Here is a 24,859-nt window from a genome sequence, read left to right as displayed (position 1 = left end):
GCGTAGGGACACAATCACTGCATGCCATCCTTCATGCCGCTGATTCCCGGCGACCCGGAGCGTCTGGGAGGCCTCGACCTTCTCGGCAGGCTGGGCGAGGGCGGACAAGGTGTCGTCTACCTGGCCAGGACGCCGATGGATGCGTACGTGGCCGTCAAATGGCTGCGCCCGGACCAGTCGGGCGACGAGGAGAGCGTCGAACGGTTCCTGCGCGAGGCGCAGGTCGCCCAGCGGGTGGCGTCGTTCTGCACCGCCGACGTGCTCAGCACGGGCGTCGAGCACGGCCGGCCGTACATCATGAGCGAATACGTCGAGGGGCCCTCGCTGGACCGGGTCGTCCGCCAGGATGGCCCCCGCGTGGGCCCCGCGCTCGACCGGCTGGCCATCGGCACCGCCACGGCGCTGGCCGCCATCCACGAGGGCCAGGTCGTGCACCGCGACTTCAAGCCGGGCAACGTCATCATGGCCGGCGACGGGCCGCGCGTGATCGACTTCGGCATCGCGCGCACGCTCGACCCGGTGCAGATGACCAGCAGCACCCAGATCGGCACGCCCGCGTACATGAGCCCCGAGCAGATCAGGGGCAGCGCGGTCGGGCCGGCGGCCGACATGTTCTCCTGGGCCGCCACGATGGTCTTCGCGTCCTGCGGGCGGGCGCCGTTCGGCGCCGACGGCACGCACACGGTGATGCAGCGGGTGCTCTACGAGCAGCCCGACCTGGGCGCGCTCGAAGGGCCGCTGCGCGAGGTGGCCGAGCAGTGCCTGGCCAAGGACCCGGCGCGGCGCCCGACGGCCAAGCACGTCATGATGCGGCTGCTGCGCAGGTCGGAGCCCGGGGCCCAGCCGAGCGCCGGGCACGTCGACGAGAGCGGCGGGCCGGCGCCCGCCACCCCGCCCACCCCGCTGGCGGCCGCCCCGCCGTCCGTCCCCCAGCGGCCCGCGCGGGCGCTGCGGCGCAAGACCGTCGTCGTCGGCGCGGCCGTGGCGACGGCGCTGCTCCTCACGGTGGCGGGGGTCGCGGCGACCGGGCTGATGACGCCGAACGGCAGCGCGGCCCAGCCCACTGCGTCCTCGCCGTCCTCGCCGTCGTCGCCCGCGCCGTCGAAGGCGGCGACCCCGGCGCCGAGCCCCACGGCCGCGCCCGTCGACACCGATCTGCCCGGCGGGGCCGAGCTCTTCGAGCGGCCCGGCGACCCGATCAGGCTGATGTCGTACAGCATCGAGAACGAGAAGACCGACGAGGACGTCTATTACGCCAGGAAGGTGCGGCAGGGCACGTTCGGGAAGTACACCGGCATCCTCGACTCGCTGGTCTCACCTGACGGCCGCTACCACGCGATCAGGCAGACCGACTACACCTCCGACGGCTACGACTCCGTGCTCATCACCAACGGCGAGGCAGGGGCCAGCTTCCGGGTCAAGACCGTGCACGATCCGCTGGAGAGCACCATCACGGCCTGGTCGACGGACAGCTCGAAGATCCTGCTCAACGTGAGCAAGCCGACCAAGGACGCGCAGGGCAAGGAAGGCCGGGCCACCACCGGCTTCGCCATCATCGACGTGGACCGGGCCGACCTGGCCCGGAGCAAGGCGAACGTGGTCGACGTGCACGACGCCACGCTCGGCGACGACGAGTTCGGCTGGGACGCCCGGGGAGAGGGCGTGATCTACTTCCACGAGAAGATCAAGGGGCTGCGCTTCTACGACGCCTCCGGCCGGCCCGCGCGCGACCTGCCCGGCGTGGGCGCGCTCGAGGCCGGAGCCGAGCTCCAGTTCTCGCCCTCGGGCAAGACCTTCGTGACCGACTGCCGCGACGGAGAGGCCGACGGCGACCACTGCCTCTGGGACACCGCGACCGGCAGGCAGGCCCGTACGTTCTCCTCCGACTGCGACAAGGTGCTCGGCTGGTTCGACGAGAACCATCTCTTCTGCTGGGAGCAGGACAACGGCGCCAACGACGAGATCCAGGTCGTGACCCTGGACGGCAAGCTGGTGCGCAGGCTGCTGGACGTCCCCAAGGACGTGGATCTCTCCCCCCGGTACGCGGCGAACACCTCCTCATGACAGCGACCTTGCCCGCGATCCCCAGCGTCACGACACAATGACGCCATGCCATCCTTCACATCGCTCGTGCCCGGCGATCCCCCCGACCTGGGTGGCCTGGAGCTCCTCGGCAGGCTGGGTGAGGGCGGGCAGGGCGTCGTCTACCTCGCCAGAACACCCATGGGTGCGCACGTGGCCGTCAAATGGCTGCGCGGCGACCAGGCGGACGACGAGGAGAGCGTCCAGCGGTTCCTGCGCGAGGCGCAGGTCGCCCAGCAGGTGGCGCCCTTCTGCACCGCCGTCGTGCTCAGCACGGGCGTCGAGCACGGCCGGCCCTACATCGTCAGCCAGTACGTCGAGGGTCCCTCCCTGGAGCGGATCGTGCTGGACGAGGGCCCCCGCGCCGGCGCCGCGCTGGACCGGCTGGCCATCGGCACCGCCGCCGCGCTGGTCGCCATCCACGAGGGCAAGGTGGTGCACCGCGACTTCAAGCCGGGCAACGTCATCATGGCCGGCGACGGGCCGCGCGTGATCGACTTCGGCATCGCGCGCACGCTGGACCCGGTGCAGATGACCAGCAGCACCCAGATCGGCACTCCCGCGTACATGAGTCCCGAGCAGATCCTGGGCCGGCCGGTGGGGCCGGCGGCCGACATGTTCTCCTGGGGCGCCACGATGGTCTTCGCGTCCTGCGGGCGGGCGCCGTTCGGCCATGACGGGCCGCACGCGGTGACGGACCGGGTGCTCAAGGCCCCGCCCGACCTCGGCGTGCTGGACGGGCCGCTGCGCGAGGTGGTCGAGCGCTGCCTGGCCAAGGATCCGGCGGAGCGCCCGACTGCCCAGCAGGTGATCATGCAGCTGCTGCGGAAACCGCCGGCCGCCGGCGACCCGCTCAGGGAGGTGACCTGGGAACCGCCGGGGGAGGCCGGCCCGCCCGCGAGCCAGGAACGCACGCGCCGGCCCGTCGCCGGCGTGGCCGCCGCCGTCACCGCGCTCGTCCTGGTGTCGGGGGCGGCCGGGGTGGCCGTGGGCAAGGCCGTCTACGAGCCCGACCCGCTCACCACCCGGACCGCGGCCGTCACATCGCCGACGCCACAGGACGCGAGCACGCCGGAACCCGTCGAGACCAAGCCGCCAGGCGGCCGGATCACCCTCTACGAGAGCCCGGCCGACCCGATCAGGCTGACGGCGTACGAGCTCAAGGACAAGAAGTCCGACACCTACGTCGACTACGCCAGGCAGTCGCTGGAGGGCACGTTCGAGAAATATCCCGACAACGACAAGTCGCTGGTCTCCCCCACCGGCCGGTATCTCGCGGAGAGGCCCAAGCTCTACACCGACGACGACTACAGCTCGGTCCTGCTCACCAACAGGGACACGGGGGCCAGTTTCCGGGTCAAGACCGTGCGCAAGCCGATGAGCGGCTCCATCCAGGCCTGGTCGAAGGACGGCACGAAGATCCTGCTCAACGTCACAAGGAAGGCCGGGGAGGAGTGGCTCACCGTGGGCTTCGCCATTCTCACGGTGGACCACACCGACCTCGCGAGGAGCGCGGTCAGCGTGGTCGAGGTGGCCGACAAGGCGATCGCAGACCACGAGTTCGTCTGGGGCCCCGGCGAGCAGAGCGTGGTCAGCGCCTACGGCGACGGCGAGGGGTTACGCGTCTACGACCCTTCCGGCAAGCTCACGCGCGACGTGCGGGACGTCGGTGAGCCGCCGTTCGACGACGCGCAGATCTTCTCCCCCTCGGGCGCGACGTTCGTGACCGACTGCCCGAGCGGCCACGACGGCGACCACTGCCTCTGGGAGTCCGCCACCGGCAAGCAGGTCCGCGCGTTCTCCTCCGACTGCGACACGGTGATCGGCTGGTACGACGAGAGGCATCTCTACTGCTGGGAGCGGGACAACGCGAGCATGATCGAGCTCAGGGTGGTGGACTTCGGCGGCAAGCTCGTGGACAGGCTCATGGAGGTGCCCGACGGGGCCGGCGTGATCGTCCACTACACGGTCAACCCGTCCAGGACCCGGGGACCCCTCCCGGAGGGCGGCGGCTAGCGTCATCAGGTGCATGGAGAGAGGATCGACGGCATGGCGTGGACAGTGCGCAGGCCGCAGAGCAAGGTGGACATCCTGCCGAAGGAGCTCGGAAACTTCGCCGAAGGGCTTCCCCCGGCGCAGCCGGGCACGTTGTTCGTCCGGGGCAGCAACGGAGGGATGCGCGTCGCGCCGGATGCCGAGTTCGACGTGGTGTTCGGGCGTTGCGAGCCGGACGTCCACGTCTGCGTCGGCCCGAACGATCCGCACGTCAGCCGGCGGCACGGATACATCACGCGCGAGGACTCCGCCTGGATGTTGTACAACCTCGGCAGGCTGCCCATCCGCCTGCCGGGCGCGCGGCTGGTGCTCACCGGCCACCGGACGAGGTTGCCGGTGGCGCACACGCCGCTGTTCATCGTCGCCCCCGAGCAGGAACACCTGCTCGAGGTCCGGATCGTGATGGGCAGGGAGGGCCCGGGCCGGGACGACCGCCATGACGCCGAGACCCGCAACCCGCCGGGGTGGAAGCTGAGCTCGGTCGAGCGCCTCGTGCTGGTCTGCCTCGGCCAGCGCTATCTGCGGCCCGAGCCCTGGCCGCAGCCGCTGACCTGGGCTCAGGTCGCCGACGAGCTCAACCGCATCCGCCCCGGTCAGGGCTGGACGGCCAAGCGCGCCGCCCACATCGTCACCCAGACGCGCAAGCGGCTCAGCACCAAGGTTCCGGGGCTCATGGAGGAGGAGATCCCGCCGCCGCTGGGCAACACGCTCAACCACAACCTGATCACGGAGCTGCTGGCCACGTCCACGATCGGCCCGTCCGACCTCGTCCTGCTCGACGGGCCGGACACGACGGGAGCTCCGCCCGCGTAGCCGGGGCGGGCGCTCACCGCGCCCGCCCCGGCCGGTCCGGCTGCGCCCGCCTAGCCGGCGTAGCCGGTGATGATGCCCATGGTGAGGGCGGTGCGCTCCGGGATGTGCTCGACGATGGCGTGCTCGCCGCGGGAGTGGGAGCCCGCTCCCACAGGGCCGAGCCCGTCGAGCACGGGGCGGCCGAGCGCGGAGACGAAGTTGGCGTCGCTGGCGCCGCCGACCCCCGCCTCGCGCAGGTCGAGGCCCTGCTCGATGGCGGCTTTGCAGGCCCTGGCGAACAGGTCTTCCGAGGCCGGGTTGGGGGTCATCGGGGGGCGGTTCCAGCCGCCGGTCAACGCGATGGACACGCGCGGGTCGGGCGAGCGCAGCGCGACGAGCGCGGCGTCCACGCGGTCCATCTCGTCGGTACGGGAGACGCGCACGTCGATCCCGCACGTGGCGCGCCCGGCGGTGACGTTGGTGCCGGTGCCGCCGTTGACGACGCCGACGTTGACCGTGGTGCCGCGCTCGGGCGCGCCGAGTGCGGCGATGTCGAGGATCAGCGCGGCCAGCGCGTGCACGGCGCTGGCGCCGGCCGTGGGGTCGAGCCCGGCGTGCGCCTCGATGCCGGTGGCGGTCACCTGGAAGATGCCCACCCCCTTGCGGGAGGTCTTCACCGCCCCGTCGATCGCGCCCTCGAAGACCAGGGTGGCCAGCGCGCCCTCGCTGGCCCTCTCGATCCGCTCGCGGGAGGCCGGGCTGCCGATCTCCTCGTCGCCGTTGAACAGCAGCCGGACCGAGGGGTGGGGGAGGCCGAGCTCGCGCAGCCCTCGCACCGCCCACACCGCCTGGACCAGGCCGGTTTTCATGTCGAAGACGCCGGGCGCGCTGATGACGCCGTCGCTGACCCGCCACGGCCAGCCGGCGAGGGTGCCGGCCGGCCAGACGGTGTCGTAGTGGCCGACCAGCAGGACGAAGCCGGGGGCCGTGCCGTGGTAGGTCAGCTCCAGCACGTCACCGTGGCGCCCGCCGTTGTGACGCTGGAGCAGGTCCGGCTTCCCGATGCGGTCGGCGGCCCAGTCGCCGATCTCGTCGAGAGCCCGGTCGAGCAGTGCCTTGTCGTCGCTCGGGCTCTCCAGCTCGACGAGCCTGCGCAGGTCGCCGAGCATGGCGGGAAGGGCCTGGTGGGTCCACATGGGAGCCGGTGTCACTGAAGGATCCTTAATCTAGAGGGAATTACCGGACGGGTACGCCCGGTCCGAGGGGGATGCCGAGGGCCCACCACGCCAGGAACAGCAGCGTCCAGGTGACGAGCATGACCAGGCACAGGGGCAGCACGAGGGCCATCAGGGTGCCGATGCCGGCCGACTTGCGGTAGCGCTGGACGAACCCGAGCACCAGCACGAAGTAGGGGCTCATCGGCGACAGCGCGTTGGTGCAGGAGTCGGCGATCCGGTAGAGCGCCTGGGTGGTCTCCGCCGGGATGTCGAGGAGCATCAACATCGGCACGAACACCGGGCCGACCAGCGCCCACTGGGCGGAGCCGCTGGTGATCAGCAGGTTGATGATCGTGACGATGAGCAGGATGCCGATGAACACCACGGGCCCGGTGATGCCGGCCGCCTTGAGCAGGTCGGCGCCCTTGATCGCCACGATCGTGCCGATGTTGGTCCACTTGAAGTAGGCCAGGAACTGCGAGATGGCGAAGAACAGCACGATGACCGGGGCCATCTCCTTCATGCCGTGCGCCATGAACTCGGGCACGTCGCTGCTCGTCTTGATGGTGCCGACGATGCGCCCGTAGACGATGCCGACGACGCAGAAGGCGACGCCGATCAGCAGGGCGATCGCACCGAGCAGCGGGCCGAAGTCGAGGTCGCCGTTCTCGTCGCGCAGCGGCGAGCCGGACGGGATGATGGCCAGCGCGACCAGCGCGACGATCACCAGCAGCGAGATGCCGGACCAGCGCAGGCCGCGCCGCTCCACGTCGGACAGCTTGAGGTCGCCCAGGTCGCCGACGTCGGCGTCGTCGTCGATCGGCATGCTCTTGGCCCGCTTGGTGAGCAGGGTCTCCGTCACCAGCGTGATGATGGCGGCGAGCACGAACGACGAGGCGAGCGAGAAGAAGTAGTTGGCGAGCGGCGTGACGGTGACGCTCGGGTCGATGGTGTGCGCGGCCTCGGTGGTGATGCCGCCCAGGATGACGTCGGTCGGGGTGACCACGGGGCTGGCGTCGAAGCCGGCCGCGACCGAGACGTACGCCACGATCACACCGATGATCGGGTTGCGGCCGACCGCGTAGAAGGCCAGGCCGCCCAGCGGGATCAGCACGATGTACGCCGAGTCGGCGGCCGCGTGCGAGATCATGCCGGTGAAGGCGAGGGCGAAGGTGACCCACCGCGCGGGCACGCGGGAGATGCCTCGCCTGAGCACCGCCGCCAGCAGCCCCGACTTGTCGGCCACGGCCACGCCGAGCATGACGGCGAGCACCGTGCCCAGCGCGGGGAAGGTGGCGAAGTTGTCGATGGCGTCGCCGAGCATCACCGCGACGCCCTCGGCGGACAGCAGGTTCTGGGCGACGACCGTCTTGTTGTCGGCGGGGTTGACCGCCGAGACGTTCAAGGTCGCCAGCAACCAGCTGAGCGCCATGAGGAAGGCACTCAGGAAGATGAACAGCCAGAACGGATGGGGGAGCTTGTTTCCGGCGCGCTCAATTCCATTCAGAACGCGCAGGGTCGCGCTCATCATGCGCGACTCTTTTTCCACGGTCAGGGGGGTGGACATGAAGTCAGATATTAACCGCACAGGTAACGGATGCGCAAGCGGTAAGCGTCCGTACCGAAGCGCCTTCTTGACTCTATCAGAGACAATTCGTCGCAGTGAACGTCAACGGCATCGTGCCATGTCAAAGGCGTTATGTAACGTTCCAAAAAATGGAGTGCAGGATTATCCAGTAAAGGCAGTTCATCTTTCAACCGATCAGCCACCTACTCAAATAGAAAGCAGCAATCCCGATCGACGTCGAGAGCAGGAACCTTTTCGAGACCATGCCCGCCACGAAGGTGACCGCGCCGCCGACCAGATAGGGATTGGCCAGGGTCAGCTCGAAGCCCTTTCCTGACGGCGTCAGAACGGCCGGGAACACCAGCGCGGCCAGCACCGCCGGCGGCGTGTACTTCAGGAGGGTCTCCACCACCGCGGGCAGCTCCCGGCCGGCCAGGATCGCCAGCGGCAGATAGCGGGGCAGGAAGCTGCACAACCCCATGCCGATGATCAGTAGCAGCATGTTCATGCCACGTTCTCCTTCTGCTCGCTCGCCTTCGGCTGGTTCTTCCGCGTCGCCAGCTCGCACCCCGCGCCGACCCCGGCGCCGACGATCGCGGCCAGCACCACCCCGAGGTTGTACGGCAGGCCCTGCGCCAGCATCACCGTCACGCCGGCCGAGCCGATGGCCGCCGCGACCCGCCAGTTCGTCAGCCCGATCGCGAGCATGGCGATGAACATGGCGGTCACCGGGAAGTCGAGGCCGAGCTTCTCCACGTCGGGCACGGCCGACCCGAGCGACATGCCGATCACCGTGCACGTCATCCAGGTGACGTACAGCAGCCCCGACGCCCCGAGGAAGAACAGGTGCTTGTGGTGGGTGAGCCGCCCGTTGCGCAGGCGGTCGATGGCCACGAAGAACACCTCGTCGATCAGCCCGAAGCCGAGCACGATCCGCCAGCGCTGGGGGACCTCCTTGACGTACGGGATGAGGATGGTGCTGTACAACAACATCCGCAGGCCCAGGATGAGCGTGGTCAGGATGATCGCCGGCCAGCTCGCGCCGTCGGCGATCAGGGCGAACCCGACGAACTGCGCGGTGCCGGAGTTCACCGCCATGGCCAGCCCCAGGGTGGCGAACTCCGACAGCCCGCTCGACAACCCCAGCACACCTCCCGCGATCCCCATCGGGATGGCGGAGGCGAGGAAGGGCATCGTGCTCCTGGCCCCGGCCAGGAACACCTGGCGCGGGGTGGGCGGCGCCTCGGGTGGGTCGGTGGCGGACATGCTCAGCGCTCTTCCTTCCATAGCGTGCGCACGAGGGCGGCCACGGCGTCGGGGGCGGTGCGGCAGAAGTAGTGGCCGGCCGGGCCGATCTCGGCCATCCGGGTCGTGGTCGCGAAGCGCGACCACTCCGTGTGGCGCCGGGCGTACCCGGGGGTGAGCGGGTCGTCGGCGGCGTACACCGCGGTCAGCGGCACGCCGAGCGGGGGCCCCTCCTGTTCGAGCAGGTACGTGTTGGCGGCGCTGGAATCGTGCCGGAACACGCCCGCCACGAAGGCGGCCTGACCGGGGTCGAGCGCGTCGAGCCCGGTGAGCCCCGTGACGCCGGCCAGCCAGGCCACGACCTCGTCGTCGCCCATCGCCTCCGCCTGCCGGATGGACTCGCGGGTGGTGCCGGCGTCGTGCAGCAGCTTGCCGGCCACGACGACGTGCCGCGGCGGGACGCCGGCCGCCTCCATCAGGCGTGCCGTCTCGACCGCGATCGCCGAGCCGACGCAGTGGCCCCACAGCAGCACGGGAACGCCGACGGCGGCGCGGATCTCGTCCGCCACCAGCCGGGCCGCCTCCCGTACGGGCACGAACGGCTCGCCGGGCCGTCCCGCGTCGTGGCCCGGCAGGTCGACGCCGTAGACGGCGATGCGGCCGTCCTTCTCCGCGAGCGCGGCGGCCAGCGGCTCGAAGTTGGCGGCGTCGCCACCTGCGTACGGGAAGCAGACCAGCGCGCACGCGGCCCGGTCCGGGTCGTCCGTCAGGGACCTGAGCAGGCGCCGGGGGCGGGGCTCCGCGTCGAGCCCGGCCTCCGCGTCGAGGTTGGCCTGGGCCACCGCGCACAGCGGCCCCAGCGTGGAGTTGCGCATCAGGTCGGTGAGCGTCACCAGGCCGCCCATCTCCATGACCACCCGCATCGCCGACAGCGAGCCGCCGCCCAGCTCGAAGAAGTTGCTGTCGAGCGTGATGGACTCCGCCGGCACGTCGAGCACCGTGGCCCACGCCTTCGCGATGCGCTGCTGCACGGCGCCTTCGGGGCGGACGCCCGGGCGCGCGGAGCCGCGGCCGGCGGAGCGGCGGAAGGTCCTGCGCTCCGGCTCGGGCACGAGCTCCACGCGGCCGTGCAGGCGGCGGCCGTGCAGCCCGGTGTCCACCATGACTCCCTCGTCGCCGGCCGCGACGAGCACGGCCCTGCCCGGGGTGGCGAACGGCACCCGCAGGCCGTGCGCGTCGGCGATCCGCAGGCGGGCCGGGCGGGGGAGGAGCCCCGCCACCTCCGGGGGCAGGTCCTCCGACTCCTCGGCCGCGGCCAGGGCCGCGCTCTCCTCGGCGGGAAGCAGGTCGGCGAGGTGATGCGGGGCGTCGGGATCGGCCGTCATCGCCTCGAAGGCCGCCCGGTAGTACGCGCCCATCCTGGCCACCTGCCAGGGCTCGAAGAGGTGGGCGTGGTAGTGCAGGCTCAGGCGTACCTCGTCGGTGACGAAGTGCCGGGAGAACTCGGCCCGCAGCACGAACTCGGTCTCCGAGTTGGCCCGCACGTCGAGCAGCGCGAACCCGTCGCGCTCCGCCAGCTGCCTGAGCAGGTAGAAGTGGGTGAAGTTGAAGGCCGTCTCGAACAGCGGGTCCTGGGTCTCCAGGTCGTGCTTCATCTGCGCCATCGGATAGCGCCGGGCCGGCAGCAGCTCCACCTCCGACCGGTAGACCTGGCGGACCAGGTCGGCCCAGGAGCCGGTCTCCATGCGGGCGCGGAACGGCACGGTGTTGAGGAACAACCCGATCGCCTCGGTGGCGCCCTCCGTCTCCGGGCGGCCGCTGTGCTCGTACCCCGTGATGACGTCGCGCTCGCCGCTGATCAGCGAGAGCACCTTCACGTGCGCGGCCAGCGCGACGTTCTTGACCGGCACCGACAACTTCGCGGCCAGCGCCACGATCCGGTCCGACAACCCGGCAGGCAGTTCCACCTCGTGGAACACCACGGGGAACACGTCGGGCGCGGCCGGCTCCCTCGTCCTCGGCAGTTCGGTGAAAGCGCCGCCGGCCAGCACCTCCGCCCAGTGCGCGCGGTGCTCCGGGTCCGCGAGCGAGCGCCGTTCCAGCGCCACGTAGTCGCGCACGTGGTTGCCGGCCGGGGCGCCGGGCAGGGGCAGGCCCTCCGCGAGCCGGTGGTACACCTCGAACAGCGTGGTGTGCACCAGCGTGATGCTCCAGCCGTCGAGCGCCGAGTTGTGCTGGCTGAGCGTGTACCTGAACAGGTCGTCGGCCAGCACGTGCACGTGCAGCCGCACCAGGCCGGGCTCGGCCCACACGAAGCGGTGCGCCTTCTCCCGCTCAACCCAGTCGTGGTACCACGCCTCCTGCTCCCGCTCGGTCATGCCGCGCAGGTCGGCGATCGACAGCGGGCTCGGCGCGTCCTCGTGCACGAGCTGCAGGTACTCGGTGTACCCGGTGAGCTGGTAGCTGGTGCGGAAGATCGGATGGCGGGCGGCGAGGACGCGCACCGCCTGCTCGAACCGCTCGGCGTCGAACGCGCTCTGGATCGTGTAGCTGATGATGTCGCGATATTCGACGGTGCCGTGCGACAGCTCGCTCTGGAAGACGAGCCCGGCCTGGAGCTGCGTCATCGGGTACGCGTCCACGACCCCGCCCGGGATCTTGGCCCGGTCCTCCGGCTTGAGCAGCTCGAACGGCTGCGGCGCCCCGCCGTCGTCGCCCGTGCCGTCCTCACCGGCGACCTCGGCGAGGCGGGCCACCGTCGGGTTCTCGAAGAGCTGCCGGAACGTGAAGTCAAGGCCGATGGCGCGGGCCCTGGCCAGCACGGTGACGAAGCGGATCGAGTCGCCGCCGAGCGCGAAGAAGTTGTCGTGCACGCCGACCCGCTCGATGCCCAGCACCTCCGCCCAGACGCGGGCCAGACCGGCCTCCCTCGGCGTGCGCGGCGCCTCGTACGCGGCGCTCTCCGCGGGCTCGGGCAGCGCGCGGCGGTCCAGCTTGCCGTTCGGCGTGAGCGGCCAGCGCTCCAGCGTGACCAGCCGGGCGGGCACCATGTACGCGGGCAGCGCCCGCCGCAGGTGCTCCTTGAGCTCGTCCTCCGGGATCGGCTCGGCCGACAGCACGTAACCGCGCAGGCCGTCGGGCTCGCGCGCCACGACGACGGCGTCCCGCACCGACGGGTGCCGCCGCAGCCGCTCCTCGATCTCGCCCGGCTCGACGCGGTGCCCGCGCACCTTGAGCTGGTGGTCCATCCGGCCCAGGAACTCGATGGAGCCGTCGGGCAGCCGCACCGCCCGGTCCCCCGTGCGGTAGACGCGCTCCTCGCCCGCGTGCGGCGCGGCGGTGAACCGCTCGGCGGTCAGCTCGGGCCTGCCGAGATAACCCCGGGCCAGCTGCACCCCGGCGACGCACAGCTCGCCCGGCACGCCGACCGGCTGCGGGCGCAGCCCGGCGTCCAGCACGTGGACGCGGGTGTTGGCGACCGGCCAGCCGATCGGCACCCGGGTCTCGTCTCCCCGGCACGCGTAGTGGGTGACGTCCACGGTGGCCTCGGTGGGGCCGTAAAGGTTCACCAGCCGGGCCGACGGGATCACCTCGCGGAAGCGCCGCACGTGGTGCGGCGCCAGCGCCTCGCCGCTGGCGAACACCTGGCGCAGCGGGTCGGGGCTCTCCTGCGCGCCGGACACGAAGTCGAGGAACGCGCCGAGCATCGGCGGCACGAAGTGCATCGTGGTGACGCGGTGCCGCCGGACGGCCGCGACCAGCGCCTCGGGGTCGCGTTCCGCGCCGGGCGCCGGCAGGCACACGGCGGCGCCCGCGAGCACGCCCCAGAACAGCTCCCACACCGAGACGTCGAACGACGTGGGCGTCTTCTGCATGATCACGTCGGCGGCGTCGACCGGGTACGCCCGCTGCATCCAGGCGATCCGGTTGACGGCCGCGCGGTGCTCGATCTGCACGCCCTTCGGCTCGCCGGTCGACCCCGACGTGTAGATGACGTACGCCAGGTCGCCGGCGTCCCCGACAACGGGCGGCGGGCTCGTGTCCGGCGCGTACGCGGCCTCGTCCGTGATGTCCAGGGTCACCGCCCCCGCGCCCGCCACTGTCCCGGCGAGGTGGGGCTGGGTCAGCACCAGGCGCGCGCCGCTGTCCCGCAGCAGGTACGCGATGCGTTCCCGCGGGTTGCCCGGGTCGATCGGAAGGTAGGCGCCGCCCGCCCGCACCACGGCATGGATGGCCGTGAACATCTCCGGCGACCGGTCGGCCAGCACCGCCACCAGGTCGTCCCGGCCGACGCCGCGGGCGCGCAGCGTGTGCGCCAGGCGGTTGACCCGGGAGCCCAGCTCGGCGTAGGTGAGGCGGAAACCGTCCCCCACCAGGGCGACGGCGTCCGGGGTCGCCGCCACCCGCCGGTCGAACAACTCGTCCAGCCGGGCCGGGCCGTCGAAGGACGTTCGCGTGGCGTTCGCACCGGCGCTCAGCGCGCGGTCGGCGACGGAACGCAGGTCCAGGGCGCCCAGCTCGGCGTCCGGGTGGGCGCTGGCCTGGTCGAGCAGGAGCATGCAGTGGGTGAGCAGGCGCCGCGCGGTGCCGGGGGCGTGGGTGGCGGGCCGGTACCGCAACCGCAAGGTCAGGCCCTCGGCCCGGCGAGCGAAGGAGAACACCACAGGAAACCCGGAGAACCCCCCGCCGTCCGCCGGTCCGTCCGCCGGTCCGTCCGCCGGTCCGTCCGCGGGGCCGTCCGCCGAGCCGTTCATGGGGGCGTTCGCCGGATCGCCTGTCGCGGTTGTCGTGCCGTTCGTCGAGTCGTGCACCGCGTCGACGAGCACTTCGGCGAAGGGGTCGTCGCCGCCGTGCGGCGCGGCGCCGGACGAGCGGGCGAGCAGCTCGATCGGGTAGTCCTGGTGCTCGGCCGCCGCCCGCAACCGGCTCGCCACCTCGCCGAGCAGGCTGCGCAGCGTACGGTCGCGCCCGATCGGCAGGCGCAGCGGCAGCGTGGCGGCCAGCGGCGGGGGGCCGCCCGCGACCGGGAGGGCGGGCACGGCGAGGACGACCTCGTCCTCACCCGTGTGCCGCTGGAGCAGCGCGCCGGCCGCGGCGACCAGCAGGGCGTGCAGGGCGGCGTCCCGGCCCCTGGCCAGCTTGAGCAGCCGGCCCGCCAGGGACGGGTCGAGCTCGCGGGCGGCGACGGCGACACCGGCCGAGCCCCGACCGCCGGCGGAACCGGCGTCGGACGAGTCCTGACCGCCGGAGGAACCGGCGTCAGGCGAACCGCGGTCGGCGGGGAAGCCGGCGCGTTCGGGCAGGGCCGCCAGCTCCGCACGCCAGAACGCGCCCTCGCGGGGACGTTGCGCGGCGGCGACCTTGAGCCTGCCCAGGCTCTCGATGGATTGCATGTGCTCCCTCACCCAGATCAGAAGTCGAAGTCGAACGCGAGCTCGGACAGGTCATGGGGGGTCACGGCGACGCGCCGGAGCTCGCCGAGCGGCGTGCCCGGGTCGGCGATCGCGGCGTCGAGCAGCGCCAGCAGCTCGTCGCGGAACAGTTCCACGGTCGGTCGCAGGAACAGCGTGGTGGCGTACGCCCAGCTGGCGGCGTAGTCGTCGGGCTCGACCTCGATCTGCAGGTCGAGGTCGAAGATCGTGCGCCCGGTGACGTCGGGCCGCCAGCACGGGCGGCCACCGAGGAAGTCCACCCTCCGCAGCCCGGTGTCCTGGACCGCGAAGAACGTGTCGAAAAGGGGGTGCCTGCCGTGGCCGGACGGACGCGCGTACCGGGCGGTGTCGAGGGTGTGGTCCTGGTGGTCGACGGCGGCCACGGCGTGCGCGGCCACGGTCCGCAGGTGCTGGAGGAACGGCAGCTCGGCCGAGGGGCGCGCCCGCAGGCAGAGCGTGTTGACGAACATGCCCTGCACCCGGTCCACGCCCGGCAGGTGCCGCCCCGACGCCGCCGTACCGACCGTCACGTCCGCGCTGCCGCTCACCTGCCCGAGGAAGGCCGTGTACGCGGCCAGCAGCACGTGGAAGGGGGTCACGGATTCGGCGCGGGCCAGCTCCCTGACCGCCAGGGCCCGCTGCGGGCCGAACCGGAACGCGAGATGGCCGCCCTCCGTCGTACGCACCGAAGAGCCCGGCCCGCCGGTGGGCCGGTCGGTGGGCCGGTCGGTGGGCAGGTCGGTGGGCAGGTCGAGCGGCGGGACCGGCCGGTCGAACGTCTCCTCCCAGAAGGGCCGCTGGCTCTCCGACAGCGCCCGGCGCTCGGGCCCGGCCGCCCACTGGGCGTAGTCCCGGTAGCTCAGCTCGGCCCCGGGCGGCCGCTCGCCCCTGACCAACGCCGCCCATTCGCCCATGAGCAGGGTCAGGGCGTGGCCGTCGGTGAGCAGGTGGTGGATGTCGAGCACCAGCCGGGCGCCGTCGCCGTGCCGGACCAGCGCCGCCCGCCACAGAGGTGCCCTGGCGAGGTCGAACGGGCGGATCCAGCGCTCCGCCCACGCGTCGGGGTCCTCGCCCGGCGCCAGGTCCACCACGCCGATCGTGACGTCCAGCGGTTCGCGGACCCGCTGGTAGGGGTGGCCGTCGCCGTCCACGGGGAACTCGGTGCGCAGGATCTCGTGTCGCTCCACGAGCGTGGCGAGCGCGGCCGTCAGGCGCTCGTGATCCACCGGGCCGGGCAGGTCCACGAAGATCGGCAGGTTGTACTGGGTGTCGGCGGGGTCCTTGACCTGTTCGACGTGGACGCCGTGCTGCTGGGGCGACAGCGGGGTCCGTTCGGTGGCCAGGCCGGGACGCGGCCCGGTGACCTGCGTACGGTCCGCCGCCCGTACGAACTCGGCCAGTTCGGCGACCGTGCGGGCCGACAACACGGCCGACACCGGGCAGGACACCCCGAAGCGGCGGCGTACGAGCGCGGACACGCGGGTCGCGGTCAGCGAACTGCCGCCGAGCCGGTCGAGCGGGTCGTCGGCGCCGATCCCGCGCACGCCGAGCACGTCCTCCCAGAGCCCGGCCAGGGTGCGCTCCACCTCGTCGACGGCCGCCCTGCCGCCGCTCGCGACCTCGGGGGCGGGCAGCCCGGCCAGGTCGACCTTGCCGTTGGGGGTCAGCGGCAGCTCGGGAAGCACCACCACATGCGCTGGCACCATGGGGGCGGGCAGCCGCCGCCCGATCTCCGCGCGCACGTGCTCCGCCTCGACGCGGCCCTCGACGTACGCGCACAGGTGCGGCTCGGGCGTGCGGCGCAGCACCACCACCGCGCCGCTCACCCCCGCCACGCCCAGCAGGGCCGTTTCGACCTCGCCCGGCTCGACGCGGAAACCGCGCACCTTGACCTGGCGGTCCTCCCGGCCGAGGAAGTCGATCGAGCCGTCGGGCAGCCGGCGGGCCCGGTCGCCCGTCCGGTAGAGCAGCCGCCCTTCACGGCGGACGAAGGCCCGCCCGGTGAGTTCTGGCCGCTCGTGGTAGCCGGTCGCCATGCCGTCGCCGCTCACGTACAGGTCTCCTGGGACGCCGACGGGCAGCGGGAGGCGGTCGTGGTTGAGCACGTACGCGGCCGTGTCGGGGACGGGACGGCCGATGGGCACCCGCGCGCCGATCGGCCCGGCGACGGTGTGGACGGTGGAGATGACCGCGTTCTCCGTCGGCCCGTACGCGTTCACCAGCCGCAGACCGGGGTTGGCGCGCAGCACGGCCCGCGCGTGCCCGGGGGAGAGCACGTCGCCTCCGACGAGCAGGTCCCGCAGCGGCCGGAACACCGCCGGGTCCTCGTCCGCCAGCCTGGCGAACAGCGCGGACGTGAACAGCGCCGTGGTGACGCCGGCATCGGCCAGCGACCGCCGCAGCTCCTCGGCGTCGAGGAACGTCTCCCTGTCGAGGAGGTGCAGCGTGCCGCCGTTGAGCAGCGCGCCCCAGATCTCCCAGACCGAGGCGTCGAACCCGGTCGCCCCCACCTGCGCCATCCTGGTGGTGGCGTCCAGGCGCACGTATCCGACGCCGCGCACCAGCCGTACGACGCCGCGGTGGGGAATCATGACGCCCTTGGGGCGTCCCGTCGTGCCCGAGGTGTACATCAGGTACGCGGGCGCGCCCGCATCGCCCACCGCCGGCCCCTCCGGCTCCGGCTCGGCCGTCCAGTCGTGGTCATCGAGGTCGACGACCCGCGACCCGGCGGGCGTCGCGGGGGGCCGTCCCGAGGTGATCAGCAATCTCGCGCCGCTGTCCTCCAGCGTGAACGCGACGCGGTCCCGGACGGTCGTGGGGTCGATGGGCAGGTAACACCCGCCCGCCTTCACCACGGCCAGCGCCGAGACGACCAGCTCGACGGTGCGCGGCAACAGCAGCGCGACCGGCTCGCCTGGACGCAGCCCCTCCCGGAGCAGCGAGCCCGCCAGCGACGAGCTGCGGCGGTGCAGCTCGGCATAGGTGAGGGTGGTGCTCCCGTGCACCACGGCCGGATGGGCGGGGGCCCGCTCGGCCTGCTCGGCGAACAGCTGCTCGATGCGTGCATCCCGCTGGTAGCCGGTGGCGGTGTCGTTCCAGCGCTCGAGGCTCGCGTGTTCGGCGGGGGACAGCGGGTCGAGCTCGCGGATCGTGCGGTCCGCCGGCATGGCCAGCACGGCGGCCAGGTGGGCCGCGTGGCGGGCGACCATGTCCGCGCTCAGGGCGTCGCCGGCAGGGCCGTACCGCAGCCATGCCCCGTCACCGTCCAGCCCGAGCACCAGCGCGCCCGGCTCCCGCCCGAGCGCGCCCGGCTCCCGCCCGTTCCCGCGTACCAGTACGGGCATCGGCCCGGTGCCCGGCGTGTGCGGTTCGGCGGCGGGCAGCGCGCGCGTCACCGACGCCGCCAGGCCGGCGAGCGTACCGGCGGGGTCGATCGTGAAACGGACCACGCCGTCCGCCCCGTCGCCGGCGGCGCGGAAGGCCACGTCGTGGCGGCCCGTGTGGTGGTGGAGAAGCGCGCCCCAGGCCGCCAGCACCTCCGGCGCCCCGGCGCCGGGCGGGCACGCGACGGGGAACCCTGACGCGCCTTCGCTGCCCCCGCACTCCGCGCCGACCGGCTCCGCGCCCGCGACCTGCGCGCCCGCGACCTGCGCGCCCGCGACCTGCGCGCCCGCGACCTGCGCGCCCGCGACCTGCGCGCCCGCGACCTGCGCGCCCGCGACCTGCGCGCCCGCGACCTGCGCGCCCGCGAGCGCCGCGTCCCTGCGTTCCGGGCTCGGGGGATCGGTGCCGGCGGGTTGTGCGCTGGTGAGCCAGTCCAGCAGTCCCGCGTCCTCACTCATGGCCGAGCACCCGCGCGAGACCGCGTACCGTCGGATGGAGATACAGCTCGCGCAGCGGCAGCGCGGGCAGGCCCCGTTCCCGCATGGCCGCCCCCAGCCGGATCGCCAGGAGCGAGTTGCCGCCGAGCTCGAAGAAGTTGTCGTCGGGCCCCACCGGCGCGTCGAGCACCGACTCCCAGACCGCGGCGAGCGTCCGGGTGAAATCCTCCGCAGGGGCGGGCGGGGGAGTCGGGGTCGAGGCCGGTTCCGGCAGGGCGCGGACGTCAAGCTTGCCGTTCGGGGTCAGCGGGAGCGCGGGCAGCGCCGTGATGGTGGCGGGCATCATGTGCTCGGGCAGCACCTTCGCCGCCCGACGCCGCAGCGCGGCCGGATCGGCGTCCGCCGGCGTCACGTACGCGTCGAGCCGCGCCAGGGCGTGATCGGCCGCCGCCCCGCGCGGGGCGCCCGGCGGGTCGCCCGGGCGGCCGTCACGGAGGACCACGGCGGCCGAGGTCACCGAGGGGTCGTCGAGCAGGACGCTGCGGATCTCGTCCAGCTCGATGCGGAAGCCACGTATCTTGACCTGGGTGTCCAGCCGGCCCAGGTGCTCGAGCCGCCCGTCGGGGCGCAGGCGGCCGCGGTCGCCGCTGCGGTACATGCGGCCGCCGGCGAACGGGTCGGGGACGAAGCGCTCAGCGGTCAGTTCCGGGCGGCCCAGGTATTCGGCGGCGACTCCCGCCCCGCCGACGTGGATCTCGCCGGGCGCGCCGGTGGGGACGGGCCGGCCCCGCTCGTCCAGGACGTACACATGCCAGCCGGGCAGCGGGTGCCCCACCGACCTGGACCCGGCGATGGCGTCGCCACGGGCGAGAGTCTGCGCGGTCACGTGGACCGTGGTCTCGGTGATGCCGTACATGTTGACCAGGCGGCAGTCCGGATACCGGTCGAGCCAGCCCAGCAGCGGGCGCGCGTCGAGCGGTTCGCCGCCGAAGACCGCCAGCCGGACGGCGAGCCGCTCGTCCCGGAGCCGGTCGGCCTCCATGAGCTGGGCGAAGGCGGACGGGGTCTGGCTGAGTACGGTGACCCGCGCGCGCACCAGCAGCTCGTGGAACTCCTCTGGCGACCTGGAGACCCAGTACGGGACCAGGACCAGCCGCCCCCCGGTGAGCAGCGCGCCCCAGATCTCCCAGACGGAGAAGTCGAAGGCGCTGGAGTGGAAGTTCGACCAGGTGTCGCCCGGGCCGAGCCCGAAGTCGTCCTCGGTGGCCGCCAGGAGGGCGACGACGTTCCTGTGCGGCACCACGACGCCCTTGGGGCGGCCGGTCGAACCGGAGGTGTAGATGACGTACGCGGCGTCGTCGGGGCCGCCCCGCTCCGGCGCGCCCCCGCCGTCAAGGGAGCTGTCGCCGCCGGCCGCCAGCTGTTCGGGGGATACGACGGTCAGGTGCTTGCCGGGAGGGAAGTCGCGATGGGTGACGATCACGCGCAGCGCGGCGTCGCCGGCCGTGTACGCCAGCCGGTCCGCCGGATAGGCGGGGTCCATCGGCACGTAGACGGCTCCGGCCTTCAGCACGGCGAGCATGGTGATCACCAGGTCGGGCGTGCGTTCCAGGCAGAGGCCCACCCGGTCGCCCGGCCGTACGCCCATGCCGTGCAGGGAGGCGGCGCAGCGGCCGGCGCGCTCGTCCAGTTCGGCGTAGGTGAGCGTGCGGTCCTCGCCGGTGAGGGCGACGGCTTGCGGCCGTTCCGCGACCCGGGCGGCGAAGATCTCGTCGATCCGCTCCGGCCGCCGTTCCAGGGGTCTGTCCGGGCGGCCGAGGCGGATCACGTGGCGGCGCTCGGGTTCGTCCAGCAGGTCGACGTCGGCGGGGGCCAGGTCGTCGTCGGCCAGCAGTTCGTGGACGCGGGCGACGTGGCGGGCGAACCGCCGTGCGGACTCCTCGTCCACGTCCTCCAGCCGGTGGCGTACGTCGAGCCGTGGGGAGCCGTCAGGGTCCCGGCCGGGTACGAGGGTGAGCGGGAAGGGAGCGGTCTGGCAGGGGACGACGTCCTCGTCGGACGTCCGGCCGGGGACGACGCTCTCGCCGGCCGTCCGGCGGGGCGGGTCCTCGCCGGAGGGAGTGGCCAGGAGCCCGGCCAGGACCCGGCCGCCCGTCTCCGCGCACAGCCGCGCGTACTGGCGGGAGTCGCACCATCCGCCCTCGCCGTCGAGGATCCGGGCGCTCCCGGCCACCAGCTCGCCCGTCGTGGCGGCGCCGGACAGATCCACCGCCAGCAGCGTCCCTGCGTCGTACGCTCCCAGCGCTCCCTCCGGGCGCGAGGGCAGCCCGGCCAGGGCGCCGATCACGGGACAGCGCCGGCCCTCGTACCGTCCGAGGACCAGCGCGGCCGCCACCGCGATCCGGGCGGCCAGGTGCGCCGACTCGCGGACCGGCACGCTCACGACCCCGGTACGGTCGCCCGCCGCGGCGTCCCCGGCCGCCCACTCGACGGTGGCTCCCGAGTAGTCGGCCTCCTGCCACCGCTTGACCAGCTCGGCGTCGGGGGCGGGCGCCGGCGTATGACCGGCGTGGAAGCGCTCGCGGGGAACCCGCTCGGTGAGCACCTCGGCCACCATCCGCAGCGACGTCGCGTCGAAGCGCGCCCTGTGCGCGACGAGCACCAGGTCGGCGGGCCCGTCGGCGTACTCCAGCAGGACGGCCCGCAGCCCGGTTCCTTCCGGGTGCACCGGCCTGAACAGCTCGGCGTCGAGCCTCCTCCCGGCCTCCGCCGAGCCGGCGGCGGCGGGCACCCGTTCCGTCCACAGGCGGGCGGGCCCGCCCCACCAGAGGCGGGCGGCCTGGTCGAGGATCCGCGCCATCCGGGCGGCGTCGGCGCCTGCGGGCAGCCGGGTCCGCCGGGCATGGCAGTGCCCGGACGGCGGGCCGGCCGCGGGGATCAGCGGCCAGGCGTCAACGGTGCGGTACACAGAGTGATCTCCTGTGGGTTCGGGAGGGCGGCACGGCCGGGTCGGCGGGGCGTCAGCGCGTGGTGAAGCCTCCGTCGACGGTGAGCACGCTGCCGGTGACCTGGCGGGACTCGTCGGAGGCCAGCCACACGGCGGCGGAGGCCACGGCGTCGGGCTCGATGAGCGCGTTGGCCGGCTGGGCCTGCAGGAACGTCTCCTCGTGCGTGCCGACGGGCACGTCGAGCGAGCGGGCGATCTCCGCCAGCATCCGGCCCTCGACCTGCGGGTCGTCCCTGACCGAGCCGGGGCACACCGCGTTGACCCGCACCTGGCGCGGGGCGTAGTCGAGCGCCGCCGCCTTGGTCAGGCCGATGAGACCGTGTTTGGCGGCGACGTAGCCGGCGAAATTCCGGTAGCCCACCAGCCCGGCGGTGGACGCGACGTTGACGATGCTGCCCGAGCCGCGCTCGGACATGAGCTTGCCGACCGCGCGGATGGCCCGCCAGGCGCCCGAGAGGTCGACGTCGAGCATCAGCTGCCACTCGTGCTCGTCGATCTCGTGCGTCACCTTGCCGGACGGGGCGGCGATGCCCGCGTTGTTGACGAGCACGTCGACGCCTCCGAACCGGTCGACCGCGATGCTCACCGCGTCCTCGACCTCGCTCAGGTCGCGTACGTCGGCCTCCTTGACCAGCACGGCGACGCCGGCCTGGCGGCAGAGCTCCTCGGTGTGCCGGAGCTGGCCGGCGGAGCCCAGCGGGTAGGGGACGCCCGGCAGGTCGCGCGCGATGTCGATCAGCACCAGGTCGGCTCCCTCGCGGGCGAACGCCTGGGCGGTGGCGCGTCCGAGACCGCGGGCCGCGCCGGTGATGACGGCCGTCTTCCCGGCCAGGCGCAGCGTCACGTGCCTGCCCTGGAGAGCTCGTCCGTGATCAGCTGGAGCAGGGGGGTGGGGTCGTCGGCCAGGTACATGTGGCCGCCGTCGAGCTCGGCGGTGCTGAACTCCGTGCTGGTGACCCGCCCCCACTGCGCGAGCTGCGCCGTGTCGACCAGCTCGTCGTCGCGGCCGCGCAGCGCGGTGACCGGGATCGGCAGCGGCTTGTCCGTGGCGGGCTCGTACGTCTCGTGCATCTCGACGTCGGCCCGGATCACGGGCAGCAGCAGCGAACGCATCTCCGGGTCTTCGAGGGCCGGGTGCGTGTAGCCGGAGAACTCCCTGACCCTGGCCAGGAACTCGTCGTCGCTGAGGCCGCTGGCCTTGGTCTCGCGCCCGTCGTGCGGGCTGGGCGACCCGCTCACGAACAGCCGTTCCGGCCGCACGCCTCTGACGTTCGCGAGGTGGTTCGCCAGCTCGTACGCGAGCACGGCGCCGAGACTGTGGCCGAAGAGCGCCACGGGCGGGGTGGCGCCGTCGATCCTGGCCAGGACCTGGGTGCAGGCCGCCTCGGCAGCGCGGGTGACGTCGGTGTAGGGGGCTTCGTTGAAGCGTTCTTCGCGGCCGGGCAGCTGCACCGGCAGGATGTTCAGTTCGTCGGGGGCCTGCCGCTGCCATCCACGGAAGAACGACGCTCCAGCGCCGGCGAAGGGCAGGCAGACAAGGTACGTGGGTTCCATGAAGCGGACTTTCTCCGATCGATCGTCCAGAGGCGGAATCCTGGCCTGCGGGGACGTCACCGTTCGGGTGAGTATCTCCTCAGCCGATTACGTAGTGGTCCAACCCGGTGACTTTGGGTGATGCTCCTGGTCGGACCGCTGGCCTCTATCGCCTCCCCCGTCCATTCGCGACCGCAAGCCGGGCCGGGCCCGGGGCGGGCGTCGCGCATCGCTCGTTGCGGCCCCAAGCATGCCGAACGACGGCCAAAACTACGGAGTTTCGGTCCTTTAGGTCAAGCCGAACATGAAGATCCTGTGACAGACGGTGGCGGTTCGGTGCCCTCCGGCGTCACAGGCCGGACCCTGCTTCGAGGGCCTGCCATTGCTGTTCCGACCTGCTGCTATATAGCCGTCTCCGGTGTGGGTCCGGCGGATCTTGCATCGTTCCATCGGGCGCCCGGATGCCTTCCTGATTCTTTGCCAGGAAGCACGCGCCCGAGAGCGTATGTCCTGAATCTAAAGTTTGGGGTAGCCGTATGTAAATCACCTGTGTCAGAATGTGAGACGGCGGGTTGATCGCATCTCTCGGGTGCATGCGGGTTCGAGGCTTGCGAACCGGGGCGAGCGCGGCCTGTTCGCCCGGCTTCGGCCCCCGCTGGGCGTGCGGGGGCGACGAGCGCGTTCTCTGAGGAGGAAGGGTTGTCCAACGAGTCGACGGAGTTCGTCGGCGCGGGCCGTCAGGCCGCCGGGCGCAGGACGGCGCGCCAGCCCAGGGTGACGGCGCCGGCCAGGAGCACGACGCCCGACAGCACGCCGCTGACGACCGGCACCCACGCCACGGCCGCCGTCGGCGTCATGACGAGCCCGGCGACGCCGAGCAGGGTGAGCACCACGCCGGGCACGGCGATGCTCCAGTCCTTCCAGACGGGCGCCAGCGCGACGAAGTGCACGCCGACCACCAGCGCCACCCAGGCCACGTTGGCCTGCTCGGGGAGCCCCCAGGCGGACAGCACCCTGAGCCCGCCGAACAGCAGGATCACCTCGGCGGCGACGATGAGCAGATAGCCACGGCCGAACATGCCGCGCCGCGCCTCCGCCCCTTGCCGTTCTCTCCTGGCGGTGGCGAACCACATGGCGAGCACCCCCGCGGCGGCCAGGCAGGCGGCCACCCGCAGCACATTCACGGTCACGGTGTTCAGCGGGCTCTGCGCGTTGACGACGACGAAGACCGCGCCGAAGACCGCACCGACCAATAATCCAGTCATACGTTGCACGGCGTTAGTAAAGCGCATGCCGGCTCGCGCCCACATGGGGGCTGGGCCGAGAACGCGGTGGGCCTGGCCCTACCCCCACCGCGCTACCGCGCCGCTCCGCGCAGGTAGGCCAGCACCGCCAGCACCCGGCGGTTGTCGTCCTCGGTCGCGGGCAGCTCCAGCTTGGCGAACACGCCGGCCACGTGCTTGCCGACGGCCGCCTCCGTGATCGACAGGGCACGGGCGACGGCGCTGTTGGAGCGGCCCTCGGCGATCAGCGCCAGCACCTCGCGCTCGCGCGGGGTCAGCCGGTGCGCCGGCTCGGTGACCTCTCTGGCCCTCGCCCACGTCTGCTCGAACAGGTCGATGAGGGTGGTGATCAGGCTCTGCTGCCTGATCACCAGGGCTCCGGGCGCGTAGGCGACGGGGGTGATGCGCAGGAAGGCCACCGCGCGGTCGAAGACGAGCAGCTGCTGGATCTGCTCGTCGACGACCCGGTGCAGGTCGCCGGCTGCGTGCAGCTCCCTGATGCGGGCCGCTTTGTACGGGTCGTCCAGCACACCGGAGTGGATGATCGTGCGCATCGTCATGCCGCGCCGCAGGGCGTCGAGCACGCTGCGCCGGCTCTTCTGCTCCTCGCGGCCCCGCGCGGGCATGCCCACCGGATGCATGGCGCGCAGCTCGCGGGCGGAACCGGCGAACTGCGCGATCTGCTGCCGTACCAGCTCGCTGTCTTCGAGCCGCTCGACGTCGACGGGGATGCCGCGGAGCTCGCCCACCACCTCTTCCAGCCGATGGGCAAGCTGCGTCAGCGACACGCCCTCGTCCATACGCCTCCTCGCCGCGTTCTCCGAC

General features: G+C 72.6%; 14 protein-coding genes. 3 read left to right on the top strand and 11 right to left on the bottom strand.

Translation table 11 applies throughout. The annotated features are described in order from the left end of the window. Positions 1-21: 21 nt before the first annotated feature. The 3 genes from ABGB14_RS33130 to ABGB14_RS33120 are packed head-to-tail and all read left to right on the top strand — an operon-like array spanning position 22 to position 4,950. Positions 22-2,064 carry a serine/threonine-protein kinase gene (locus tag ABGB14_RS33130; protein ID WP_347647776.1) on the top strand — a complete coding sequence of 681 codons (2,043 nt, stop codon included), beginning with the start codon at positions 22-24 and terminating at the stop codon, positions 2,062-2,064. A gap of 45 nt (positions 2,065-2,109) precedes the next feature. Continuing rightward, on the top strand, positions 2,110-4,098 hold the full coding sequence (locus ABGB14_RS33125; RefSeq protein ID WP_347647775.1) for a serine/threonine-protein kinase: 1,989 nt from the start codon (positions 2,110-2,112) through the stop codon (positions 4,096-4,098). A gap of 33 nt (positions 4,099-4,131) precedes the next feature. After that, the gene (locus tag ABGB14_RS33120; protein ID WP_347647774.1) at positions 4,132-4,950 is read left to right on the top strand and encodes a hypothetical protein; all 819 of its coding nucleotides are present in this window, start codon (positions 4,132-4,134) and stop codon (positions 4,948-4,950) included. Positions 4,951-5,000: 50 nt separating this feature from the next. Here ABGB14_RS33120 and ABGB14_RS33115 read toward each other — a convergent pair whose 3' ends face one another. The 11 genes from ABGB14_RS33115 to ABGB14_RS33065 all read right to left on the bottom strand — a co-directional run bounded on the left by ABGB14_RS33115 (position 5,001) and on the right by ABGB14_RS33065 (position 24,834). Next, entirely contained in the window at positions 5,001-6,140 is a 1,140-nt protein-coding gene (locus tag ABGB14_RS33115) for a M20 family metallopeptidase (RefSeq protein ID WP_347647773.1), read from the bottom strand. Positions 6,141-6,165: 25 nt separating this feature from the next. Further along, the gene (locus ABGB14_RS33110) at positions 6,166-7,713 is read right to left on the bottom strand and encodes an AbgT family transporter (RefSeq protein ID WP_347647772.1); all 1,548 of its coding nucleotides are present in this window, start codon (positions 7,711-7,713) and stop codon (positions 6,166-6,168) included. Between the two features lie 187 nt (positions 7,714-7,900). Beyond that, entirely contained in the window at positions 7,901-8,221 is a 321-nt protein-coding gene (locus ABGB14_RS33105) for an AzlD domain-containing protein (protein WP_347647771.1), read from the bottom strand. Beyond that, positions 8,218-8,979: an AzlC family ABC transporter permease gene (locus ABGB14_RS33100; protein WP_347647770.1), complete on the bottom strand. Its 762-nt coding sequence runs from the start codon at positions 8,977-8,979 to the stop codon at positions 8,218-8,220. Before ABGB14_RS33100 ends, ABGB14_RS33105 begins: the two co-directional genes overlap by 4 nt. A 2-nt stretch (positions 8,980-8,981) precedes the next feature. After that, on the bottom strand, positions 8,982-14,351 hold the full coding sequence (locus ABGB14_RS33095) for an amino acid adenylation domain-containing protein (RefSeq protein WP_347647769.1): 5,370 nt from the start codon (positions 14,349-14,351) through the stop codon (positions 8,982-8,984). A 17-nt stretch (positions 14,352-14,368) separates the two neighbouring features. Continuing rightward, entirely contained in the window at positions 14,369-18,232 is a 3,864-nt protein-coding gene (locus ABGB14_RS33090) for an amino acid adenylation domain-containing protein (protein WP_347647768.1), read from the bottom strand. Continuing rightward, on the bottom strand, positions 18,225-21,179 hold the full coding sequence (locus tag ABGB14_RS33085) for an amino acid adenylation domain-containing protein (protein WP_347647767.1): 2,955 nt from the start codon (positions 21,177-21,179) through the stop codon (positions 18,225-18,227). Before ABGB14_RS33085 ends, ABGB14_RS33090 begins: the two co-directional genes overlap by 8 nt. A 52-nt stretch (positions 21,180-21,231) precedes the next feature. Then, entirely contained in the window at positions 21,232-22,062 is an 831-nt protein-coding gene (locus tag ABGB14_RS33080; protein WP_347647766.1) for an SDR family oxidoreductase, read from the bottom strand. Then, complete coding sequence (locus tag ABGB14_RS33075; RefSeq protein WP_347647765.1) at positions 22,059-22,772, bottom strand: alpha/beta fold hydrolase; 714 nt, start codon at positions 22,770-22,772, stop codon at positions 22,059-22,061. The genes ABGB14_RS33080 and ABGB14_RS33075 overlap by 4 nt, the downstream gene beginning before the upstream one ends. 716 nt (positions 22,773-23,488) lie before the next feature. Further along, positions 23,489-24,016, bottom strand: a complete 528-nt coding sequence (locus tag ABGB14_RS33070) for a hypothetical protein (RefSeq protein WP_347647764.1) — start codon at positions 24,014-24,016, stop codon at positions 23,489-23,491. Positions 24,017-24,108: 92 nt separating this feature from the next. Beyond that, positions 24,109-24,834, bottom strand: coding sequence for a LuxR C-terminal-related transcriptional regulator (locus tag ABGB14_RS33065; protein WP_347647763.1), 726 nt, complete (start codon positions 24,832-24,834; stop codon positions 24,109-24,111). Between the last annotated feature and the right edge of the window lie 25 nt (positions 24,835-24,859).

Origin of the sequence: Nonomuraea sp. B10E15 (assembly GCF_039871615.1) — a bacterium.
In the GTDB taxonomy this organism is placed as follows: Bacteria; Actinomycetota; Actinomycetes; order Streptosporangiales; family Streptosporangiaceae; genus Nonomuraea.
Note: the sequence above shows the minus strand (reverse complement) of the source record. Positions and strands in the feature narration are given on the sequence as shown.

What these genes read in the sequence shown, in the direction of transcription:
- ABGB14_RS33130 (WP_347647776.1), top strand. Translation starts at nt 22, where the DNA reads ATGCCATCCTTCATGCCGCTGATTCCCGGCGACCCGGAGCGTCTGGGA.
- ABGB14_RS33125 (WP_347647775.1), top strand. Translation starts at nt 2,110, where the DNA reads ATGCCATCCTTCACATCGCTCGTGCCCGGCGATCCCCCCGACCTGGGT.
- ABGB14_RS33120 (WP_347647774.1), top strand. Translation starts at nt 4,132, where the DNA reads ATGGCGTGGACAGTGCGCAGGCCGCAGAGCAAGGTGGACATCCTGCCG.
- ABGB14_RS33110 (WP_347647772.1), bottom strand. Translation starts at nt 7,713, where the DNA reads ATGTCCACCCCCCTGACCGTGGAAAAAGAGTCGCGCATGATGAGCGCG.
- ABGB14_RS33105 (WP_347647771.1), bottom strand. Translation starts at nt 8,221, where the DNA reads ATGAACATGCTGCTACTGATCATCGGCATGGGGTTGTGCAGCTTCCTG.
- ABGB14_RS33100 (WP_347647770.1), bottom strand. Translation starts at nt 8,979, where the DNA reads ATGTCCGCCACCGACCCACCCGAGGCGCCGCCCACCCCGCGCCAGGTG.
- ABGB14_RS33095 (WP_347647769.1), bottom strand. Translation starts at nt 14,351, where the DNA reads ATGCAATCCATCGAGAGCCTGGGCAGGCTCAAGGTCGCCGCCGCGCAA.
- ABGB14_RS33090 (WP_347647768.1), bottom strand. Translation starts at nt 18,232, where the DNA reads ATGAGTGAGGACGCGGGACTGCTGGACTGGCTCACCAGCGCACAACCC.
- ABGB14_RS33075 (WP_347647765.1), bottom strand. Translation starts at nt 22,772, where the DNA reads ATGGAACCCACGTACCTTGTCTGCCTGCCCTTCGCCGGCGCTGGAGCG.
- ABGB14_RS33070 (WP_347647764.1), bottom strand. Translation starts at nt 24,016, where the DNA reads ATGACTGGATTATTGGTCGGTGCGGTCTTCGGCGCGGTCTTCGTCGTC.
- ABGB14_RS33065 (WP_347647763.1), bottom strand. Translation starts at nt 24,834, where the DNA reads ATGGACGAGGGCGTGTCGCTGACGCAGCTTGCCCATCGGCTGGAAGAG.